Source organism: Pseudomonas sp. PDM25 (assembly GCF_019219045.1).
Classification (GTDB): domain Bacteria; phylum Pseudomonadota; class Gammaproteobacteria; order Pseudomonadales; family Pseudomonadaceae; genus Aquipseudomonas.
On the sequence record NZ_JAHUWL010000008.1, the window covers coordinates 51,345 to 70,928 of the forward strand.

General features: G+C 59.4%; 17 protein-coding genes, 4 tRNA genes and 1 pseudogene. 9 read left to right on the forward strand and 13 right to left on the reverse strand.

From position 1 onward, the window contains the following. The 3 genes from KW848_RS16585 to KW848_RS16595 all read right to left on the reverse strand — a co-directional run bounded on the left by KW848_RS16585 (position 1) and on the right by KW848_RS16595 (position 3,351). Positions 1-1,221, reverse strand: coding sequence for a benzoate/H(+) symporter BenE family transporter (locus tag KW848_RS16585; protein WP_218537495.1), 1,221 nt, complete (start codon positions 1,219-1,221; stop codon positions 1-3). Next, entirely contained in the window at positions 1,218-2,582 is a 1,365-nt protein-coding gene (locus KW848_RS16590; protein ID WP_218537496.1) for an aromatic acid/H+ symport family MFS transporter, read from the reverse strand. Before KW848_RS16590 ends, KW848_RS16585 begins: the two co-directional genes overlap by 4 nt. 301 nt (positions 2,583-2,883) lie before the next feature. Beyond that, positions 2,884-3,351 (reverse strand): FAD/FMN-containing dehydrogenase, encoded by a 468-nt coding sequence (locus KW848_RS16595; protein ID WP_218537497.1) that lies wholly within the window; start codon positions 3,349-3,351, stop codon positions 2,884-2,886. Positions 3,352-3,480: 129 nt separating this feature from the next. On the opposite strand from KW848_RS16595, the gene KW848_RS16600 reads away from it, so the two are divergent. The 5 genes from KW848_RS16600 (at position 3,481) to KW848_RS16620 (ending at position 6,942) form a co-directional block, all read left to right on the forward strand. Further along, on the forward strand, positions 3,481-4,107 hold the full coding sequence (locus tag KW848_RS16600) for a DUF1780 domain-containing protein (protein WP_008154887.1): 627 nt from the start codon (positions 3,481-3,483) through the stop codon (positions 4,105-4,107). Continuing rightward, a complete protein-coding gene (locus tag KW848_RS16605; protein WP_192410874.1) occupies positions 4,104-4,631 on the forward strand; it encodes an MOSC domain-containing protein in 528 nt (175 codons plus the stop codon). The genes KW848_RS16600 and KW848_RS16605 overlap by 4 nt, the downstream gene beginning before the upstream one ends. A 55-nt stretch (positions 4,632-4,686) precedes the next feature. Then, positions 4,687-4,860, forward strand: a complete 174-nt coding sequence (locus KW848_RS16610; RefSeq protein ID WP_008154890.1) for a DUF3094 domain-containing protein — start codon at positions 4,687-4,689, stop codon at positions 4,858-4,860. A gap of 60 nt (positions 4,861-4,920) precedes the next feature. Beyond that, a complete protein-coding gene (locus KW848_RS16615; RefSeq protein ID WP_192410873.1) occupies positions 4,921-6,219 on the forward strand; it encodes an NAD(P)/FAD-dependent oxidoreductase in 1,299 nt (432 codons plus the stop codon). 324 nt (positions 6,220-6,543) lie between these two features. After that, positions 6,544-6,942 (forward strand): EF-hand domain-containing protein, encoded by a 399-nt coding sequence (locus KW848_RS16620; RefSeq protein WP_111451083.1) that lies wholly within the window; start codon positions 6,544-6,546, stop codon positions 6,940-6,942. Between the two features lie 63 nt (positions 6,943-7,005). Here the strand turns inward: KW848_RS16620 and KW848_RS32460 are convergent, their stop codons facing one another. From KW848_RS32460 to rluD, 9 genes and pseudogenes are all read right to left on the reverse strand, one after another. Further along, complete coding sequence (locus KW848_RS32460) at positions 7,006-7,869, reverse strand: methyl-accepting chemotaxis protein (RefSeq protein ID WP_375154722.1); 864 nt, start codon at positions 7,867-7,869, stop codon at positions 7,006-7,008. Further along, positions 7,861-8,631, reverse strand: a pseudogene (locus KW848_RS32465) (MCP four helix bundle domain-containing protein); the annotation flags it as partial. The gene KW848_RS32460 and the pseudogene KW848_RS32465, both read right to left, overlap by 9 nt. Before the next feature lie 167 nt (positions 8,632-8,798). Then, positions 8,799-8,875, reverse strand: a tRNA-Pro gene (locus KW848_RS16630). Positions 8,876-8,972: 97 nt separating this feature from the next. Continuing rightward, positions 8,973-9,048, reverse strand: a tRNA-Lys gene (locus KW848_RS16635). A gap of 5 nt (positions 9,049-9,053) precedes the next feature. Next, positions 9,054-9,130 (reverse strand) — tRNA-Pro (locus KW848_RS16640). A gap of 9 nt (positions 9,131-9,139) precedes the next feature. Then, positions 9,140-9,215 (reverse strand) — tRNA-Asn (locus KW848_RS16645). A gap of 298 nt (positions 9,216-9,513) precedes the next feature. Continuing rightward, positions 9,514-12,078, reverse strand: a complete 2,565-nt coding sequence (gene clpB, locus KW848_RS16650; protein WP_218537499.1) for an ATP-dependent chaperone ClpB — start codon at positions 12,076-12,078, stop codon at positions 9,514-9,516. 129 nt (positions 12,079-12,207) lie between these two features. Beyond that, a complete protein-coding gene (gene pgeF / locus KW848_RS16655; RefSeq protein ID WP_218537500.1) occupies positions 12,208-12,933 on the reverse strand; it encodes a peptidoglycan editing factor PgeF in 726 nt (241 codons plus the stop codon). Then, positions 12,930-13,892: a 23S rRNA pseudouridine(1911/1915/1917) synthase RluD gene (gene rluD / locus KW848_RS16660; protein ID WP_007942311.1), complete on the reverse strand. Its 963-nt coding sequence runs from the start codon at positions 13,890-13,892 to the stop codon at positions 12,930-12,932. Before rluD ends, pgeF begins: the two co-directional genes overlap by 4 nt. Before the next feature lie 151 nt (positions 13,893-14,043). Between rluD and KW848_RS16665 the strand changes: the two genes are divergently transcribed. The 4 genes from KW848_RS16665 to KW848_RS16680 all read left to right on the forward strand — a co-directional run bounded on the left by KW848_RS16665 (position 14,044) and on the right by KW848_RS16680 (position 18,344). Next, positions 14,044-15,066: an outer membrane protein assembly factor BamD gene (locus KW848_RS16665; protein WP_192410870.1), complete on the forward strand. Its 1,023-nt coding sequence runs from the start codon at positions 14,044-14,046 to the stop codon at positions 15,064-15,066. 122 nt (positions 15,067-15,188) lie between these two features. Further along, positions 15,189-15,422 (forward strand): PP0621 family protein, encoded by a 234-nt coding sequence (locus tag KW848_RS16670; RefSeq protein WP_111451088.1) that lies wholly within the window; start codon positions 15,189-15,191, stop codon positions 15,420-15,422. After that, the gene (locus KW848_RS16675; RefSeq protein WP_218537501.1) at positions 15,412-17,001 is read left to right on the forward strand and encodes a PAS domain-containing sensor histidine kinase; all 1,590 of its coding nucleotides are present in this window, start codon (positions 15,412-15,414) and stop codon (positions 16,999-17,001) included. Before KW848_RS16670 ends, KW848_RS16675 begins: the two co-directional genes overlap by 11 nt. A gap of 2 nt (positions 17,002-17,003) precedes the next feature. Then, entirely contained in the window at positions 17,004-18,344 is a 1,341-nt protein-coding gene (locus KW848_RS16680) for a sigma-54 dependent transcriptional regulator (RefSeq protein WP_111451090.1), read from the forward strand. Positions 18,345-18,465: 121 nt separating this feature from the next. Here KW848_RS16680 and thiO read toward each other — a convergent pair whose 3' ends face one another. Next, entirely contained in the window at positions 18,466-19,566 is a 1,101-nt protein-coding gene (gene thiO, locus KW848_RS16685) for a glycine oxidase ThiO (protein ID WP_218537502.1), read from the reverse strand. Positions 19,567-19,584 lie beyond the last annotated feature (18 nt).

A 19,584-nucleotide genomic window follows, 5' to 3' on the forward strand; every position in this document is an offset into this window, starting at 1 on the left:
TTATTGATCGACAGGTTGAAGTGCTTCAGCCGCAGCGGATTTGCGGCGGTGAACGGGACGACGGGCGTTCAACAACACGTGGGTGACCATGCCGAAAATCAGCCCCCAAAAAGCAGCGGACAAACCCAACAACGACATGCCCGACGCGGTGGTCAGAAAAGTCACCAGCGCGGCTTCGCGATCGCTCGGCACAGCCATTGCGCCGGCCAACGCCCCGGCAATTGCGGCGAACAGCGCCAGCCCGGCCAGGGCGGCGATCAGTTCTTTGGGGAACGCCGAAAACAGCGAAACCAGGGTGGCGCCGAAGATCCCCAGCACCAGGTAACACAGCCCGCCCACAACCCCGGCCACATAGCGTTTGCCGGGATTTTCATGGGCCTCGCGCCCGGTACAAATCGCCGCGGTGATGGCTGCCAGATTCAGCCCATGGCAACCGAACGGCGCCAACAGCGCCGTGCCCAGCGCACTGCTGGCGATGATTGGCCCGGCCGGTGTTGCGTAACCGCTGGCGCGCAGCACCGCCATGCCGGGAACAAACTGGCCGGTCAGCGCCACCATCACCAGCGGCAAGGCGATATTCAGGGTCGCGCTCAGGCTGAACGCGGGTGTGATCCACACCGGCGTGGCCAAACCGATCACCAATGCCTCGCTGCGCAAATCACCGAAGAGAAAAGCCATCGAGCAGCCCACCAGCAGCACCATCAACACCGCATACCGCGGCATCAGCCGTTTGCAGACCAGGTACGTGGCGAACATCGCCAGCACCAGCAACGGTTTGCCCTGCAACGAGACGAACAACCCCGTGCCGAAGCTGAACAGAATCCCCGCCAGCATCGCTGCCGCAATCGCCGCGGGCAGTTTGCCGATGATCCGGTCAAACGCTCCCGAGACCCCGACCAGAAAGATAATCAGGCTGCTGACCAGATACGCGCCTACCGCCTCCGGCATGGAGATCCCCGGCAACAGCGCCACCAGCAACGCCGACCCCGGCGCCGACCACGCGATGATCACCGGCACGCGGTAACGCAGGCTCAGACCGATGCCGAGCACGGCGCTGCCGATGGAAATCGCCCAGATCCAGGACGACAACACCTCCCGCGAGAGGTGTGCGGTCTCGGCGGCCTGAAAGATGATCACCAACGGGCCTGCGTAGGAAATCACCGTGGCGATAAAACCGGCGACGGCCGCAGACAGGGAAAAGTCCTGGAATAAGGTTTTCATGAAACCTCGCCAACAGCCCCGTCAGGCGATCCGTGGATGCCCGGCAACATTTGTTTGGCACTGCGCCGACTGCTCACGGCGAACACGGTCATGGCAATCGCGGCCACCGCACCGGGCAAGGCGAATGCCATGAAGTTCAGTTGCAGTGGCAGGCTGATCCCGAGCAAGGCACCGCCCAGCAGCGGTCCGACGATGGCACCGTTGCGCCCGATGCCCGAGGCCCAGCCCAAACCGGTGGAGCGAATGGTCATGGAGTAGAACTGCGCGGCGCAGGCGTACAACAGAATCTGCGAGCCAATGGTGGTGGCGCCGGCAATGGCGATCAGCAAATACAACAGCGGCATCGGGCTGTTGAAGCCCAGCAAGGTGATCGACACCGCAGCCACGGCGAAGAACACCGCCAACACCCGTGGCAGGTTGAGTTTGTCTCCCAGCACACCGCCGCCCACCGCGCCGAAAATGGCGCCGAAGTTGAGCACCAGCAGGAACGACAGACTTGAGCCCAGGCTGTAACCGGCGTTAGCCATCAGTTTTGGCAGCCAGGAACTCAAGGCGTAGACCATCAGCAAGCAGCAGAAAAACGCCAGCCACAACATCAGCGTGCGCAGCGCACGACCTTCGCGAAACAGTTGCAACACCGGCGTGCCGGTGCCCTTCACTTCGCTCATGTGCAGCTGATCGCTGGTTTGCGCGACGTACGCCGGGTCAATCCGCTGCAGGATGTTGCGCGCCTCTTCATTGCGCCCCTGACGCAGCATGAAACCCACCGACTCGGGCAGGAAGTACATGATCAACGGCAACAACAGCAACGGCAGCACCGCCACATAAAACACCGATTGCCAGCCAAAACTCGGGATCAGCACGATACCGAGCCCCGCCGAGAGCATGCCGCCTACCGAATAGCCGCTGAACATGATCGCCACCAGCGTGCTGCGGATTTTCTTCGGCGCGTACTCGTTCATCAGCGCCACGACATTGGGCATCACCCCGCCAATGCCAAGCCCGGCAATGAACCGGCAAAGCCCAAACTCGGTGGGGTTGCGGGCAAAACCATTGAGCACGGTGAAACCGCTGAACAGCATCACGCAGATCGTGATGGCTTTTTTGCGACCGATCCTGTCCGACAGCGGGCCGAAAAACAGCGCGCCGAACATCATGCCGAACAATGCATAACTGCCCAGTGCGCCCGCTTGCAGAGGACTGAGCCCCCACTCTTTCATCAGCATCGGCAGCACCACGCCGTAGATCACCAAATCGTAACCGTCGAAAATGATGATCAGGGCACACCAGAACAGCACCATCCAGTGAAAGCGATTGAATCGTGCGTTGTCGATAACCGCATGTACGTCGATCTTGCGCATGGCATTTATCTCTTGTTGTTATTTTTTTAAGAGCGTCGGCAACACGGCTAACGTCCGTACAGCCGAGGGTAGAGGCGCCAGGCGCGGGGCAATATCCGCTTTGCGCAGATCGCTATCCGTTTTGTGCAAGGCCCTGAACCGGGCGCGGGATGGGGAGTATTGCGGGGATGGCGGGCAGCAAATCCGGCAGATCGGAACCTCTGCGATGAACTGCCTTCATTGCGATCACATTTGAACGCTAAGCGCGGGCTGATGGACGATTGAGATGTCAGCGCCTGCGGTCACAGGCGCTTTGTGCGGATCAGGGCAGGGCTTTCTCCAGCGCCTCACGCAATTGCGCAGCCGTGGCGTATTCATGCTGAGCCACCAATCGACCGTCCTTGAGCTGCAGCCACAGCACTTTATCCACAGGCCCGGGATAGCGTGGCGCCACGCGACCATCGCGGTCGAGCATCACTCGATAGGGATAATCGCGCATGGCCGGTACAGCGAACATTTTCGCGATCAGTCGAGGCATGCGCTGGATGTCCGCGACAAATACCGCGTGCCGAGCCTCCAGGTAGCCCTTGGGCTGGTCCTGCAGAGCAGCGCCGACCAGTTTGGCGGCGTCCATGCTGCGCGCCACCAGCAACGTCTGAGTCTGATTATCAAGCGTGAAGGCCTGATCGAATTGATCGAGCAAGGTCCACGGCGCCAGCCGCTCACCCACCTCCAGTGCCTGCGCCCAAAGAGGCAGAAGACTGAGCAATAACACGGGCCAATATTTCACGTTCTACTCCTCGTTCAAGCTCATTTGAGTAATGGCCATCAGTCTACACCGCCCATTTCGAGCGCCCAGTCCCACTGTTTACCGTTTCACGCTTTCTGCTTGTCGCAAATGAACGCTAAGCTTGGGCCTATGGATGACTCAGATTATTTACGCCTGCTGACCATTGCGGCCGAGCAAGCCAACGCGTTCCTGTCCAATGCCCGCAAATGGGAGCGTGAGCGTTGGGTCTGCCAGCGCCTGCTGCAAGGCCTGAACATTCCCTATCGCGCCGACGAATTCGCCCCGGCCGGGGAGCCGCCGGACGTGCTGTTTCGTGACGCCAGTTTCGAAGTGTTTTTCGTGCTCGATGAAGGCCGACGCCTCAACGACGAATGGCGCGATGAACTGCAACGTCGGCGCAGCGCATTTTCCCTGAGTTCGCTGGTACGGCGCGAGGCCAAGCCCCGGCGCATTCCGGCCAATGAGTTTCTGCTGAGACTGGCGCCGACCTTGCGCAAAAAAGCGCACAACTACAAAGAACGCGGCATGGACCTGGGCGAACTGGACATCATCGCCTTCGCCAGCCTCAAGCGCGAAGTGCTGGACCTCAACAGCCATTTCCCGCCGCCTACCGAATACCTGCGTCAGGGCTGGCGCTCGTTGTCGCTGGTCGGCCCGACCTTCGCCCGTGTGCTGTTCGCTCACCCGGATGCGCCGGATTTCCTGCGCAGCAACCTGGGTCGCAGCATTGTTTTCGACGTCGGGATCAGCCTGTGAGTCCATTGCAGGCGCTGATTGCCGAAGTGCCGCAAACGGGTCGCGTTCGCTGGATCGGCGTGCGGCCGCAGTCACGCTCTCAAATGATCGAACTCGATGCCGTGGAGGCGCGGCTTGAAGCCGGTTTGACCGGTGATCACACGCGTCCCGGCGTACGCAATGCGCGGCAGGTAACGCTGATCCAATGGGAGCATCTGGCGGTGATCAATTCGCTGATGGGCCGCCCGGTGGATCAACCGGTGTTAGCGCAGGACTTGCGGCGCAACATCGTCGTCAGCGGCATCAATCTCTTCAGTCTCAAGGGCCGACGCTTCAGGATTGGCCAGGCGATTTTCGAAACCACTGGCTGGTGCCAACCCTGCGCCCGTCTCGAGAACAACCTCGGCCCCGGGACCTTTCAGGCCGTTCGAGGACATGGCGGAATCACCGCCCGGGTGTTACAAAGTGGAATCATTCGCCTGGACGATACGGTGAGCGTCGAGCCCATTCCTGCCAGCGGCTATGCTCCGTTCAACGTTCGTTAAATCCGCCTGTAGCTTCTACACACTCAGCAACGTCTACCCCCTGACGAGGCCCAATATGACCAGCCGCCTGAACCCAGACGACCAAAAGCATGTCGAAGAGTACCTGCAATTGTCCCAGCACCAAGTCGAGCGCCGGCCTTTCCGGCCGTGGATGCTCCTGGTGGTGGTGTTGGCAGTGACCATTGGTCTGGGCCTGTTGAGCCGACTTATCAGTTACCTGACGCTATGAGCAGCATCGCGCTCGCTCGGTTGACTGCACCGATTTCTTTTAGCCTTGCGAGATATCCCCATGACTCATCGTATTGTCATCGTTGGCGGCGGCGCCGGCGGTCTGGAGTTGGCTACCCGTCTGGGTAAGACTCTGGGCAAGCGCGGCACGGCCAGTGTGATGCTGGTCGACGCGAACCTGACCCACATCTGGAAACCGCTGTTGCACGAAGTGGCGGCAGGTTCCCTGAACTCTTCCGAAGACGAACTCAACTATGTTGCCCAGGCAAAATGGAACCACTTCGAGTTCCAGCTGGGGCGCATGAGCGGGCTTGATCGCGCGCAGAAGAAAATCCAGCTGGCGGCCACCTACGACGAAGCCGGCATTGAATTGGTCCCGGCACGCGAAGTGGGTTACGACTCGCTGGTGATCGCGGTCGGCAGCACCACCAACGATTTCGGCACTCAGGGCGCGGCGCAACACTGCCTGTTCCTCGACACCCGCAAACAGGCCGAGCGCTTCCACCAGCAATTGCTCAACCACTACCTGCGCGCCCATGCCGGGCAGACCGACAAGGTCGAGCAGATCAGCGTGGCCATCGTCGGCGCCGGTGCTACCGGTGTCGAACTGGCCGCCGAACTGCACAACGCCGCCCATGAACTGGCGGCTTACGGCCTGGACCGGATCAAACCGGAAAACATGCACATCACCTTGATCGAAGCCGGGCCACGGGTGTTGCCAGCGTTGCCCGAACGTATCGGCGGGCCGGTGCATAAAACCCTGGAGAAACTCGGGGTCAACGTCATGACCAATGCCGCCGTCAGTGAAGTGACGGTCGACAGCCTGATTACCGCCGATGGCAAAGTCATCAACGCCAGCCTGAAAGTCTGGGCGGCCGGGATTCGTGCACCAGGCTTCCTCAAGGACATCGATGGCCTGGAGACCAACCGGATCAATCAGCTGCAAGTGCTGCCGACCCTGCAAACCACCCGCGACGAGAATATCTTCGCCTTCGGTGACTGCGCGGCCTGCCCGCAGCCGGGCAGCGATCGCAACGTGCCGCCGCGCGCCCAGGCTGCGCATCAGCAAGCTTCGTTGCTGGCCAAATCGCTGAAACTGCGGATCGAAGGCAAGCCGCTGCCTGAGTACAAATACACCGACTACGGCTCGTTGATCTCGCTGTCGCGTTTTTCGGCTGTGGGTAACTTGATGGGCAACCTCACCGGCAGCGTGATGCTGGAAGGCTGGCTGGCGCGGATGTTTTACGTGTCGCTGTATCGCATGCACCAGATGGCGCTGTATGGCGCGTTTCGTACGGCGATGTTGATGTTGGGCAGCAAGATCGGGCGCGGGACTGAGCCGCGACTCAAACTTCACTGATAGAACACAATCCACTGTGGGAGCGGGCTTGCTCGCGAAGGCGGTGTAACAGTCAACAGAGATGTTGAATGTAATGACCCCTTCGCGAGCAAGCCCGCTCCCACATTTGTTCTGCATCGACTCTTAGATCTGTGTCTCACTGTATCTCCCCCGCCGTTTCATCCCCTTCGCTTACAAACTCCCCCCTTGCGCGACACAGTAGCGATACACCACGCCCGCTAAATGGCCACACCCGAGCAAGGCTCCCCGCCAGCTACGGTTATCGCCGCACTTGCGTGGCGTCCTTTATCGAACGGTTGTGTCGTGCAACCCAGGAGTATTGAAATGTCCCGTACCACCAAAAACACTATCGGTCTGCTCGGCGCTGTTTTGGCCGGTGGCATGATGTTGTCCGGCGCTGTGTTCGCCGCCCAACCCCTGACACAAGGCTACCTGCTGGCCTCGGCCGAACAGGTCGTGAAGACCCCTGAAGGTAAATGTGGCGAAGGCAAGTGTGGCGATGCCTCGATGGCAAAAACCGACACGGATGGCGACGGCAAGGTATCCCGTGCCGAATTCCTGAAAGTCGCGCCGAAGTCCAACTTCGACAAGATCGACACCAACCATGATGGCTTCATCGACGAGCAAGAGGCATTCGATAACGTGAAAGCCAACTACGAAGCCAATGGCAAGAAAATGCCAAAAGGCCTGTTCGAGCACTTGAAAGACCAAGACGGCGCCTAAGCTTCCGAAAACCAGGCCGCGCTTTTCCATCGAGAAGCGCGGCTTTTTTTGCGTCTGGAAAATTTAAAGCTGAAAGCGCCGCACCATGCCCTGCAAGGCATTGGCCAACTGAGACAGCTCCTGGCTGGACGCGCTGGTCTGATCCGCCCCGGCGGCAGATCGCACCGAAAGGTCACGGATATTCACCAGGTTGCGGTCGACTTCACGCGCCACCTGCGCCTGTTCTTCGGCAGCGCTGGCGATCACCAGATTGCGCTCGTGGATCTGATGAACCGACGCGGTGATGGTCTGCAACGCTTCACCTGCACGCTCGGCCAAGGCCAATGTGCTGGCCGCACGGCTTGTGCTGGCGTGCATGGAATCCAGCGCCTGAGTTGAGCCGTTGCGCATGCCCTGAACCATTTGCTCGATTTCCTGAGTCGATTGCTGCGTGCGATAGGCCAAAGCGCGAACTTCGTCGGCAACCACCGCGAATCCGCGACCGCTTTCCCCGGCGCGCGCCGCTTCAATGGCTGCGTTGAGGGCCAGCAAGTTGGTTTGCTCGGCAATCGCACGAATCACATCCAGTACCTTGCCGATGCCCTGAGACTGGTTGGCCAGGGACTGCACCAATCCACCGGTGATCTGTACATCGCTGGCCAGGGCGCCAATGGCCGTGACTGTTTCGCTGACCCGCGCCTGGCCGACATGCGCGGACTCACTGGATTGGCGCGTGGCGTCGGAGGTCGACACCGCGTTGCGAGCGACCTCCTCCACCGCGGTGGTCATTTCAGTGACAGCCGTCGCCGCTTGTTCGATCTCATTGTTCTGCTGTTGCAGGTTTTGCGTGCTGTCGAGGGTGACGGCATTCAACTCGTCAGCCGCTGTCGCCAATTGCGCGGCCGAGCCGCTGATACCTTGCAAGGTTTCGCGCAGGTTGCGCTGCATGGTCGCCAACGCCTTGAGCAAACGACTCACTTCATCGTTGCCATGGGTTTCGATGGGGCGCGTCAGGTCGCCTCGCGCCACGTTTTCCGCGGCATCCAACGCTTCGTTCAAAGGTTTGACGATGCTGCGGGTCAGCAGCATGGCCAGGCCGACGGTGGCCAATGCCGCCAATGCGATAAACAGGCTGACGATCATCCGCGATGTTTCGTAATGCGCTGCAGATTTCTGGCTCTCGGCGGCGACTTGTTTGGCGAACAGATCCGCCAAGTCAGTGAGCTGCTTGCCGGAACCATCGACCACGGTTTTCATGTCTACCAGTAGCAACTTGGTCAATTCGTCATGACGACCCTGTTCGGCCAGGGAAAAAGATAGGGCAATGCCGGCACGATAAGCCGCGAAGGTGGTTTTGAACTGGTCATACAAGGCTTTGCCTTCGACGGTGTTGACCAACCTGTCATATGCCGCAATCTTCTCGCTCAACTCTTTGTCGCGAGTGTCCATCTGGCCGCGGTAGACAGGGATGTTCTTCGGATCCTGATCCAGGGCCATGCGCAGGGAAATGGTACGGATGCGCAGCATGATTTCGCGGATCTCGTCACCGCCGCGAATGCTCGGTAGCCATTGTTTCTCCACGGCCACCTCGCTATCGCGAATGCTCGACATCTGCCCCAGGGCAAAAATCCCGAGCAACGCGACCAATACGGCAATCAAGGCAAACCCCAAGGCTGCCCGAGGAGCGATATTTAACTGTCGAAGCACCATAACGAACGCCTTTTTCTTGTAGTGGCCTGGATAAGGGGCGTTGTTTCGGCAGTACCCCGTCGCCTCGTTATCGGCAAGTTGTACGATGACTGAAGTGTTTTTTCTCGAAGACAAAAAATCGAAGACAAAAAAAATCCCCGTATCTTTCGATACGAGGATTTTTAATATGGTCGGGGTAAGGGGATTCGAACTCCTGACATCCTGCTCCCAAAGCAGGCGCGCTACCGGACTGCGCTATACCCCGGTAATAAAAAGGCGACCTTTAAAAAGTCGCCTTCTTCGATCAGTGCTTTTGGCCTCTGATCTTAAGATCTGATCCCAGTGTGAACTGGTTTCAAAAATGGTGGGTCGTGTGGGATTCGAACCTACGACCAATTGGTTAAAAGCCAACTGCTCTACCAACTGAGCTAACGACCCAAAAATGGTCGGGGTAAGGGGATTCGAACTCCTGACATCCTGCTCCCAAAGCAGGCGCGCTACCGGACTGCGCTATACCCCGGTTTGAAATTGGCTCCGTGACCAGGACTCGAACCTGGGACCCAATGATTAACAGTCATTTGCTCTACCGACTGAGCTATCACGGAACTACATATTTCAATTTACAACTGTGAAGCTTGCTTCACCTCTTCGACCCGTTCGCATCGCTGCGTTCGTGTGTCTGAGGCGCGCTATTCTACAATCTTAAGCACCTCTGTCAACCCCCTAAATTGCTTTCAAGTTAATGATTTGCAACTTATTTCAGATTCCTGCTTGGGGAGCTGGAACCCTTCAGGGCGACTTACTGCGGGGCGCACTTTACAAGCCTTTTCCTTTAAGTTCAACAGCCTGGCGAAAAAAAGGCCTCGCAATGCGAGGCCTCTTCAATTTTGCTGCCGTCGTGGATCAGACAAATACGATTTCGTCGTTCTCCACAACACCCTTGGCGGTATCGCCCGGCATGAAACGACCGGACAGAATCAGCTGCGCCAGCGGGTTCTCGATCCAGCGCTGGATCGCTCGTTTGAGCGGCCGTGCGCCGTAAACCGGGTCGTAACCCACCGCGATCAGCTTATCCATGGCCTCAGAGCTCAGTTCAAGCTTCAGCTCGCGTTCGGTCAGGCGACTGCGCAGGCGACCCAACTGGATCTCAGTAATGCCCGCGATCTGATCCCGAGCCAATGGCTCAAAGATCACCACTTCATCGACCCGGTTGATGAACTCCGGCCGGAAGTGCGTGGAAATCGCATCCATCACTGCCGCACGCTGCGCCTCACGATCACCGACCAATTCCTGGATCTGCACCGAACCGAGGTTGGAGGTCATGACAATCACGGTATTTTTGAAATCCACCGTGCGGCCATGACTGTCGGTCAGTCGGCCATCTTCCAGCACTTGCAGCAAGATGTTGAAGACGTCCGGGTGGGCCTTCTCGACCTCGTCCAGGAGGATCACCGAATAAGGCTTGCGACGCACCGCCTCGGTCAGGTAACCGCCCTCTTCATAGCCTACGTAGCCTGGTGGCGCACCGATCAGACGAGCCACGGAATGTTTCTCCATGAACTCGGACATGTCGATCCGCACCATCGCCTCTTCCGTATCGAAGAGGAACTCGGCCAGCGCCTTGCACAGCTCGGTTTTACCGACACCGGTCGGGCCGAGGAACATGAACGAACCGCTCGGGCGATTCGGATCGGACAACCCGGCACGGGAACGCCGCACAGCGTTGGAAACGGCAATCACCGCTTCGTCCTGGCCGATCACACGTTGGTGCAACAGGCTTTCCATCTTCATCAGCTTGTCGCGCTCACCCTCGAGCATTTTCGACACCGGAATGCCGGTCCACTTCGAAACGACTTCAGCGATCTCTTCTTCGGTCACCTTGCTGCGCAGCAACTGGTTTTCAGTTTTGCCGTGCTGGTCGACCATTTGCAGGCTGCGCTCCAGGTCCGGGATGATCCCGTACTGCAACTCGGCCATGCGGTTCAGGTCGCCTTTGCGGCGGGCCGTTTCCAGTTCCTGACGGGACTGTTCGATTTTCTGCTGGATCTGCGCAGAACCCTGGACTTCGGCTTTTTCCGCGTTCCAGATTTCCTCCAGGTCCGAGTACTCACGTTCGTGACGAACGATTTCTTCCTGGAGTTTTTCCAGACGTTTCTTCGCCGCGTCGTCGCTTTCTTTCTTCAGCGCCTGGGATTCCACCTTCAGCTGAATCAGACGACGCTCCAGACGGTCCAGCACTTCCGGCTTGGAGTCGATCTCCATGCGGATACGGCTGGCGGCTTCGTCGATCAGGTCGATGGCCTTGTCCGGCAGCTGACGATCGGTGATGTAGCGATGGCTGAGCTTGGCCGCGGCGATGATCGCGCCGTCGGTGATCGCCACCTTGTGGTGAACCTCGTAACGCTCTTTCAGGCCACGCAGGATGGCGATGGTGTCTTCTTCGCTCGGCTCATCCACCAGGACTTTCTGGAAGCGCCGCTCGAGGGCCGCATCCTTCTCTATATATTGGCGGTACTCGTTGAGCGTGGTCGCGCCGACGCAGTGCAGTTCACCACGGGCCAACGCAGGCTTGAGCATATTGCCCGCGTCCATCGAGCCTTCGCCTTTACCGGCGCCGACCATGGTGTGCAGTTCGTCGATGAACAGAATGATCTGCCCTTCCTGCTTCGACAGTTCGTTGAGCAAGGATTTGAGGCGTTCTTCGAACTCGCCACGATACTTGGCACCGGCAATCAGCGACCCCATGTCCAAGGACAGCAGGCGCTTGCCTTTCAGTCCATCCGGGACTTCGCCGTTGATAATGCGCTGGGCCAGGCCTTCGGCGATGGCGGTTTTACCCACGCCAGGTTCACCGATCAGCACCGGGTTGTTCTTGGTGCGGCGTTGCAGCACCTGAATGGTCCGGCGAATTTCGTCGTCACGGCCGATCACCGGATCGAGCTTGCCTTCTTCGGCACGCTTGGTCAGGTCGACGGTGTATTTATCCAGCGCCTGGCGCGACTCTTCATGGTTGGCGTCATTGACGGCCTCACCACCACGCAGGTTGGTGATTGCGTTTTCCAGGGCTTTCTTGCTGACGCCCTGACCGAGCAACAACTTGCCGAGTTTGCTGTTCTCGTCCATGGCGGCGAGCAACACCAACTCGCTGGAGATGAACTGATCGCCCTTCTGCTGGGCCAGGCGATCGGCCTGGTTGAGCAGACGCGCCAAATCCTGCGACATGTTGACGTCGCCGGTCGGGTTCTGGATTTTTGGTAGTTGGTCGAGCTCTTTGGTCAGCTCTTTACGCAGGCTGTTGACGTCGAAGCCCACCTGCATCAACAGGGGTTTGATCGAACCACCCTGCTGTTCAAGCATGGCTTGCATCAAGTGCGCCGGTTCAATGCCCGGATGATCGAGGCCAACGGCCAGGGATTGGGCGTCGGACAAGGCTAACTGCAACTTGCTGGTTAAACGGTCTATACGCATGGGTCACCTTCCTTTTGAGCAGGCCGGACCTATGAAACATCCTGAATGAAGAAACCTGCCAGATATCACTTAGATGTGGTCGATTCTGGGAGATTCAAGCGTCGTGATGTTGATGTAGATCAGAGAAGTCTAGCGTTCGAGCCAGACCAAGGAGGCAAACCGACCGGTACGTGGACTACGGCGGTAAGAAAAGAAGCGAGGATCGGTCACGGTACAGAAACCGCCACCATAAACAGCGGTGACACCGCGAGCCGCCAGACGCAAGCGCGCCAGCTCATAGATATCAGCCATGAATTTGCCAGCATTTGCACTCGGCACAAACGCTTTAGCGGCTTTGGGTAATTGTTCGACGAAGGTTTCGCGCACTTCAGGGCCGACTTCAAAGGCTTGCGGACCAATGGCCGGACCGAGCCAGACCAGCACTTCTTCTGGCGGCACGGCCAGACTGTCGAGGGTTGCTTCCAGCACACCCGCCGCCAACCCGCGCCATCCGGCATGAGCCGCCGCGACGCGAGTACCGGCACGGTCACAAAACAGCGCCGGCAGGCAATCCGCAGTCATTGCCGTGCAGGCAATACCGGGCGTTGCCGTCCAGCTGGCATCGGCAGTGGCCGTAAGGCTTGGGTCTGCGTGGGCCACGGCAATGCCGTGAACCTGCTTTAACCAGGCCGGCTGAATAGCGAAATGATCAGTGAGGCGACGGCGGTTTTCGACCACAGCTTCGGGGCTGTCATCGACGTGATCGCCGAGGTTGAGGCTGTCGAACGGCGCCAGACTGACGCCGCCCGCACGGGTGGTAACGCAGGCTTTCACCCCGGCAGGCGCAGGCCAGTCGGGAATCAGCCAGTCACTCATCCGATGAACGCCTCGCGGTCTTGCTTGAGCAGCGTCAGCAACCAGACGAAATCGTCCGGCAGTGGCGATTCCCAGCTCATGCGTTTACCGGTGGTCGGGTGATCCAGCTCCAGGAACCGCGCATGCAGCGCCTGACGCGGGAACGCCTTCAACGATTCGACCATGGTCACACTGGCTGCCGGCGGAATACGGAAGCGACCGCCGTAGGCAGGGTCTCCGACCAACGGGTAGTTGATGTGGGCCATGTGCACACGAATCTGGTGCGTACGACCGGTTTCCAGCTTCACCCGCACGTGCGTGTGGGAGCGGAAACGCTCGAGCACGCGGTAATGGCTGACGGCCTGCTTGCCACCTTCCATCACGGCCATGCGCTGGCGTTGCTGACCGTGACGACCGATCGGCGCGTTGATCTTGCCGCCGGCAGTCACCACGCCGATCACGATGCACTCGTAGATCCGGCTTACGCTGCGGCTCTGCAATTGCGTGACAAGCTGTGTCTGCGCCTGAATGGTCTTGGCCACCACCATCAGACCGGTGGTGTCCTTGTCCAGGCGATGCACGATACCGGCGCGGGGCACATTGATGATGTCCGGCACGTGGTGGAGCAAGGCGTTGAGCAAGGTGCCATCGGCGTGACCGGCGGCAGGATGCACCACCAGACCCGCGGGTTTGTTGATCACCAGGATGTCGTCGTCTTCATAGACGATGTCCAGCTCGATGTCTTGAGCGATCCATTCGCCCTGAGCTTCCTGCTCGGCAGTGAGTTCAAGAATGGCACCACCATGAACGATGTCTCGCGGGCGGATAACCGCCCCATCCACAGTCAGGCGGCCGTCTTTGATCCAGGCGGAAAGGCGCGAGCGCGAGTGCTCAGCGAATAATTGTGCGGCGACTTGATCGAGGCGTTGGCCGCCCAATTCGGACGGCACCTCTGCGCGAAGTTCAATTTTATCGGACATGCTCAGACTAGGCGTCGGCACAGCCTTTGGTTTCGGCTGCGCGCTTGTGGTTAAATACGGCGTCTTTTGCCCCGAGGCTATTCAACGGGGCGTTCATCATAACAGGACGGCCCCGCCCAAGACAGCGGCCGTCATAGGGACGCAAGCCGCCATGCAAGTGAAACACCTGCTGCTGATCGCCATCCTCGCATTGACCGCTGCTTGCTCATCGAAGGAAGTCGTAGACGAAAACCTGAGCGAGGTCGAGCTGTACCAGCAGGCTCAGCACGATCTGGACAACAATAGCTACACCGCCGCCACAGCCAAGCTGAAGGCGCTGGAGTCGCGTTATCCGTTCGGTCGCTACGCCGATCAGGCTCAACTCGAGCTCATTTACGCCAACTACAAGAACACCGAGCCTGAAGCGGCGAAGTCCGCCGCCGAGCGGTTCATTCGCCTGCACCCGCAGCACCCGAACGTGGATTACGCGTATTACCTCAAGGGTCTGACTTCTTTCGACCAGGACGTCGGCCTGTTGTCGCGTTTCCTGCCGCTGGACATGACCAAGCGTGACCCGGGTGCCGCTCGCGACTCCTACAACGAGTTCGCCCAGCTGACCAGCCGCTTCCCCAACAGCCGCTACTCGCCGGACGCCAAGCAGCGCATGATCTACCTGCGCAACCTGCTGGCGGCCTACGAGATTCACGTTGCCGACTACTACCTGACCCGTCAGGCCTATGTCGCCGCCGCGAACCGTGGTCGCTACGTGGTGGAAAACTTCCAGGAAACCCCTTCGGTCGGTGACGGCCTGGCGGTGATGACAGAGGCCTACCAGCGTCTGCACCTGGACGATCTGGCCGCTACCAGCCTCGAAACCCTGAAGCTCAACTACCCGAACCATCCAAGCCTGGTCGACGGTCAGTTCCAGCCTTCGGTGGCCGAAGCCGACAACCGCTCGTGGCTGAGCAAGGCGACCCTGGGCCTGATCGAATCCCGTCCACCACTGCCGCCGGGCGAAACCCGCGCCAACCAGGACGTGCAGAAGCAGTTCCAGGACGCCAAGGACGCAATTCCGAACGATCTCAAGCCTAAAGATGAAAAAGGCGACGTGATCGAAGAAGAGGAACACGACTCCGAAGCCAATAACAGCGACCGCTCGTGGTTCAGCTACATGACCTTCGGCGTGTTTGACTGACACATCGGGTTGTACGAAAAGGAGCCTTTCGAGGCTCCTTTTTTATGGGCTCGATGATTACGCTGTGCGCTGGTCATGTCCTTGGCTAAACTGGCTCTTCACTCGTCGAATAGCAGCTCATCATGCTTCGTTTACTGTTCTGGATCGCCCTGATTGCCGCTGCGGTATGGTTCTGGCGCAAGTTCAAGGGCCAGGCGTCCGTGCCCAGGTCCTCTGCCGAGCTGGAGGCGGCTCCGATGGTCCGTTGCGCCCATTGCGGCGTACACCTGCCACGCGACCGCGCGCTGAGACTTCAACAACAGTGGTATTGCAGCCAGGCTCATCTTGAGCAAGGCCCGGGCTCCAGTGATCGCTGAGACCTCCAGTCCCGGCAGCAAACAGGCCCAGCGACTGCTGCGCCTCTATCACCTCTACCGTTTGAGCATCGGCATCACCCTGGTGCTGTTGATCGCCAGCAACATGGACAACCAGCTGCTGACGTTCAGCAATGACGACCTGCTGCGCAGTGGTAGCTGGTTTTACCTGGTGCTGAACATCCTGCTGGTGGTATTCCTCGGGAACACCCGGCGCCCGGCGCAACTGTTCAGCCTGGCGCTGACCGACGTCCTGCTACTGTGCGGTCTGTTCTATGCCGCCGGTGGTGTGGCCAGCGCCATCGGCAACTTGCTGATCGTATCGGTAGCCATCAGCAACACTTTGTTGCGAGGGCGCATCGGCCTGCTGATTGCCGCCGTTGGCGCGCTCGGCATCGTCGGGCTGAGCTTCCTCCTGAGTTTCAGCCATCGCGCCACCCCCAACGATTACCTGCAAGTCGGCACGCTCGGCGCCTTGTGTTTTGCTGCTGCATTGCTGGTGCAAGGACTGATCCGACGCCTGGATGTCAGCGAAACCCTCGCCGAACAGCGGGCCAGCGAAGTTGTCAGCCTCGAAGCCCTCAACGCCCTGATCCTGCAACGCATGCGGACCGGCATCCTGGTACTCGACGACCAGCGGCGGGTTCAACTGGCCAATCACAGCGCCTTGAACCTGTTAGGCAGGGAAAATCTTGCAGGCCAGGTGATCGACGACTACTTGCCCAGCCTGGTCGAACGCCTGCAACTGTGGCGCAACAATCCGACGCTGCGCCCCCAGAGCCTGAAAGTCGCCAGCAGTGGTCTGGAGCTGCAACCGAGCTTCATTGCCCTGGACCAAAGCCCATACCACCAGACCCTGGTCTTTCTCGAAGACCTCGCGCAAATCGCTCAACAAGCCCAGCAATTGAAGCTCGCCGCCCTCGGTCGCCTGACCGCCGGTATCGCCCATGAAATCCGCAACCCACTGGGCGCCGTTAGTCATGCCGCGCAGCTATTGCAGGAATCAGAGGAACTGAACGGCGCGGACCGACGTCTGACACAGATTATTCAAGACCACTCTCAGCGAATGAATCGGGTAATCGAAAACGTCCTGCAACTGTCCCGCCGCCAGCAAACCATAGCGCAACGGCTTGATCTGAAGCCGTGGCTGGAACAGTTCGTCAACGAAACCCGCGAGAGGGCGACCGAGCATCAGCAGATTCATCTGCGCATCGGCTCAGGAGACTTCAAAACCCTGATGGATCCAGACCAACTGACCCAGATTCTCGACAATCTGTTGCGCAACGCCTGGCGCCATAGCGCCTTGAATCACGACCTGGCACAGGTCTGGCTCGAATTGTTTGTCGATTCGGACAGCCAGCTGCCGATCCTCGAGATCCTGGACGATGGCCCCGGCGTGACGCCAGAGCATCACGTGCACTTGTTCGAACCGTTCTTCACCACCAGCACCCGAGGCACCGGCCTGGGGCTTTATCTGTCCCGTGAGCTGTGCGAAAGCAACCAGGCCCGCCTAGACTTCAAACCACGCCAAGGCGGCGGCTGCTTTCGCATCACTTTTGCTCACGGACGGAAACAAAGTTGAACATGAGCCCACGGCAAAAAGTCCTGATCGTCGACGACGAACCGGATATCCGCGAACTCCTGGAAATCACCCTGGGACGGATGAAACTCGACACCTTCAGTGCCCGCAACCTCGGCGAAGCCCAGGCACTGCTGTCGCGAGAGTCATTCGATTTGTGCCTGACCGACATGCGCTTGCCGGACGGCACCGGCCTTGAGCTGGTGCAACACATCCAGCAACGCCACCCCCAAGTACCGGTGGCCATGATCACCGCTTATGGCAGCCTGGAAACGGCGATCAACGCCCTCAAAGCCGGCGCCTTCGACTTCCTGACCAAACCGGTGGACCTCACTCGCCTGCGGGAACTGGTCAGCAGTGCGCTTCGGTTGCCTGCGCCGGGCGGCACCGGCATTGCCATCGATCGCCGGCTGCTGGGTGATTCACCGCCCATGCGCGCCTTGCGCAAACACATCGACAAACTGGCCCGCAGCCAGGCGCCGGTGTACATCAGCGGCGAATCCGGCAGCGGCAAGGAATTGGTCGCGCGACTGATCCATGAGCAAGGGCCACGCGCCAACCAACCTTTTATTCCGGTCAATTGCGGGGCGATTCCGTCGGAATTGATGGAGAGCGAATTTTTCGGGCATCGCAAAGGCAGTTTCAGCGGTGCCATCGAAGACAAACCCGGACTGTTCCAGGCGGCCCATGGCGGCACCCTGTTCCTCGACGAAGTGGCTGATTTGCCGCTGGCGATGCAGGTCAAACTGCTACGGGCCATACAGGAAAAAGCCGTTCGCGGTGTCGGCGAGCAACAGGAAACCGTGGTCGATGTGCGTATCCTGTGCGCCACCCACAAAGACCTCGACGCCGAAGTTGCCGCCGAACGCTTTCGCCAGGATTTGTACTACCGGTTGAACGTGATCGAACTACGGGTGCCGCCCTTGCGCGAACGCCGTGACGACATCGAATCCCTCGCCAGCCATGTGCTCAAACGCCTGGCCACCAGCACTGGCCAACCCGTCGCAAAACTCCACCCCCAAGCCCTCGACGCGCTGAAAAGCTATCGCTTCCCCGGCAATGTGCGGGAACTGGAAAACGTCCTCGAACGGGCGCACACGTTGTGCGAAAACAAACAAATTGAAGCCAGCGATCTGCGACTGGCCGAAGGCAACTGCAACCCGGAAGGCGGTGTGCCGGACCTGACGCAGATCGACAACCTGGAAGACTACCTGGAAAACGTCGAACGCAACCTTATCCTCCAGGCCCTGGAAGAAACCCGCTGGAACCGCACGGCGGCGGCTCAGCGGTTAAATCTTTCATTCCGGTCGATGCGCTACAGGCTCAAAAAATTAGGGTTGGATTGAGGGCCTCTTCGCGAGCAAGCCCGCTCCCACATTCGATTGCGTTCTTTCTGGTAGAACTCGTTTAAATGTGGGAGCGGGCTCGCTCGCGAAGGCGATCTGACAGGCGCCGAAAATCCCGCGACTAAATCCGCCCGATCGGTGCATACGGCGCCGGATCAATGATCGGCTCACGCCCCAGCATCACATCCGCAAACAACTGACACGATGCGGGCGCCAGCACCAAGCCATTACGGTAATGCCCGCAATTCAGCCAAAGCCCTTCGAACCCTGGCACCCGACCGATGTAGGGAATACCTTCCGGCGAACCCGGTCGCAACCCGGCCCAGTGCCCCACGACCTCGGCATCCGCCAGTGCAGGAATCAACTCCACCGCCGACGCCTTCAGGCTCTCCAGGGCGGATTCGGTTAGCGTCTTGTCGAAGCCTTCATGCTCCAGCGTACTGCCAATCAGAATGTGCCCATCGCGCCGAGGGATCGCATAACGCCCCTTGGCCAGAACCATGCTCGGCAGAAAGTCCGCCGCGCATTTGTACAGAATCATCTGACCTTTCACCGGTTCGACCGGCAGCTCCAGATCCAGGCTCTTGAGTAAATCACCGCTCCAGGCACCGGCGGTCAGAACCACCTGATCGCCATGAATCGCTCCCGCCGAGGTCTGCACCCCGACCACCGTAGCGCCTTCACGGATAAACCCGCTGACTTCACACTGTTCATGAATCCTCACATTCGGCAGCGCCAGCAACGCGGCCTTGAGGGACTTCACCAGCCGCGGATTACGCACATTGGCCACATCTGCCATGTAGATCGCCCGGGAAAAACTGTTCCCCAACACAGGCACTGCGTCGTGAGCCGCCGAGATATCCACAGCCCGCAACGGACGATTTTCCCGCTCGGCCCAGGCCAGCGCCTCAGCCTCATCATCCAGATCCAGCCAGTACAACCCGGTGGTATGCACCTCGGGATCGACACCGGTGGCGGCAAACAGTCGCTCACCCAGCTGTGGATAAAAATCCTGGGACCAATGCGCCAACGCGGTGACCGCCGGGCTGTAGCGCCACGGGTAGAGCGGCGAAACGATGCCGCCACCGGCCCAGGACGACTCCTGACCGACGTTCGAGCGATCCAGCAGCACAACTTTTTCCACTTCGGACGCGAGATTGAACGCTGTCAGCAGGCCAATCACGCCGCCGCCGACAATCACCACTTGCTGTTGCCTGGTCATGTTCTGATCCAACCGTTA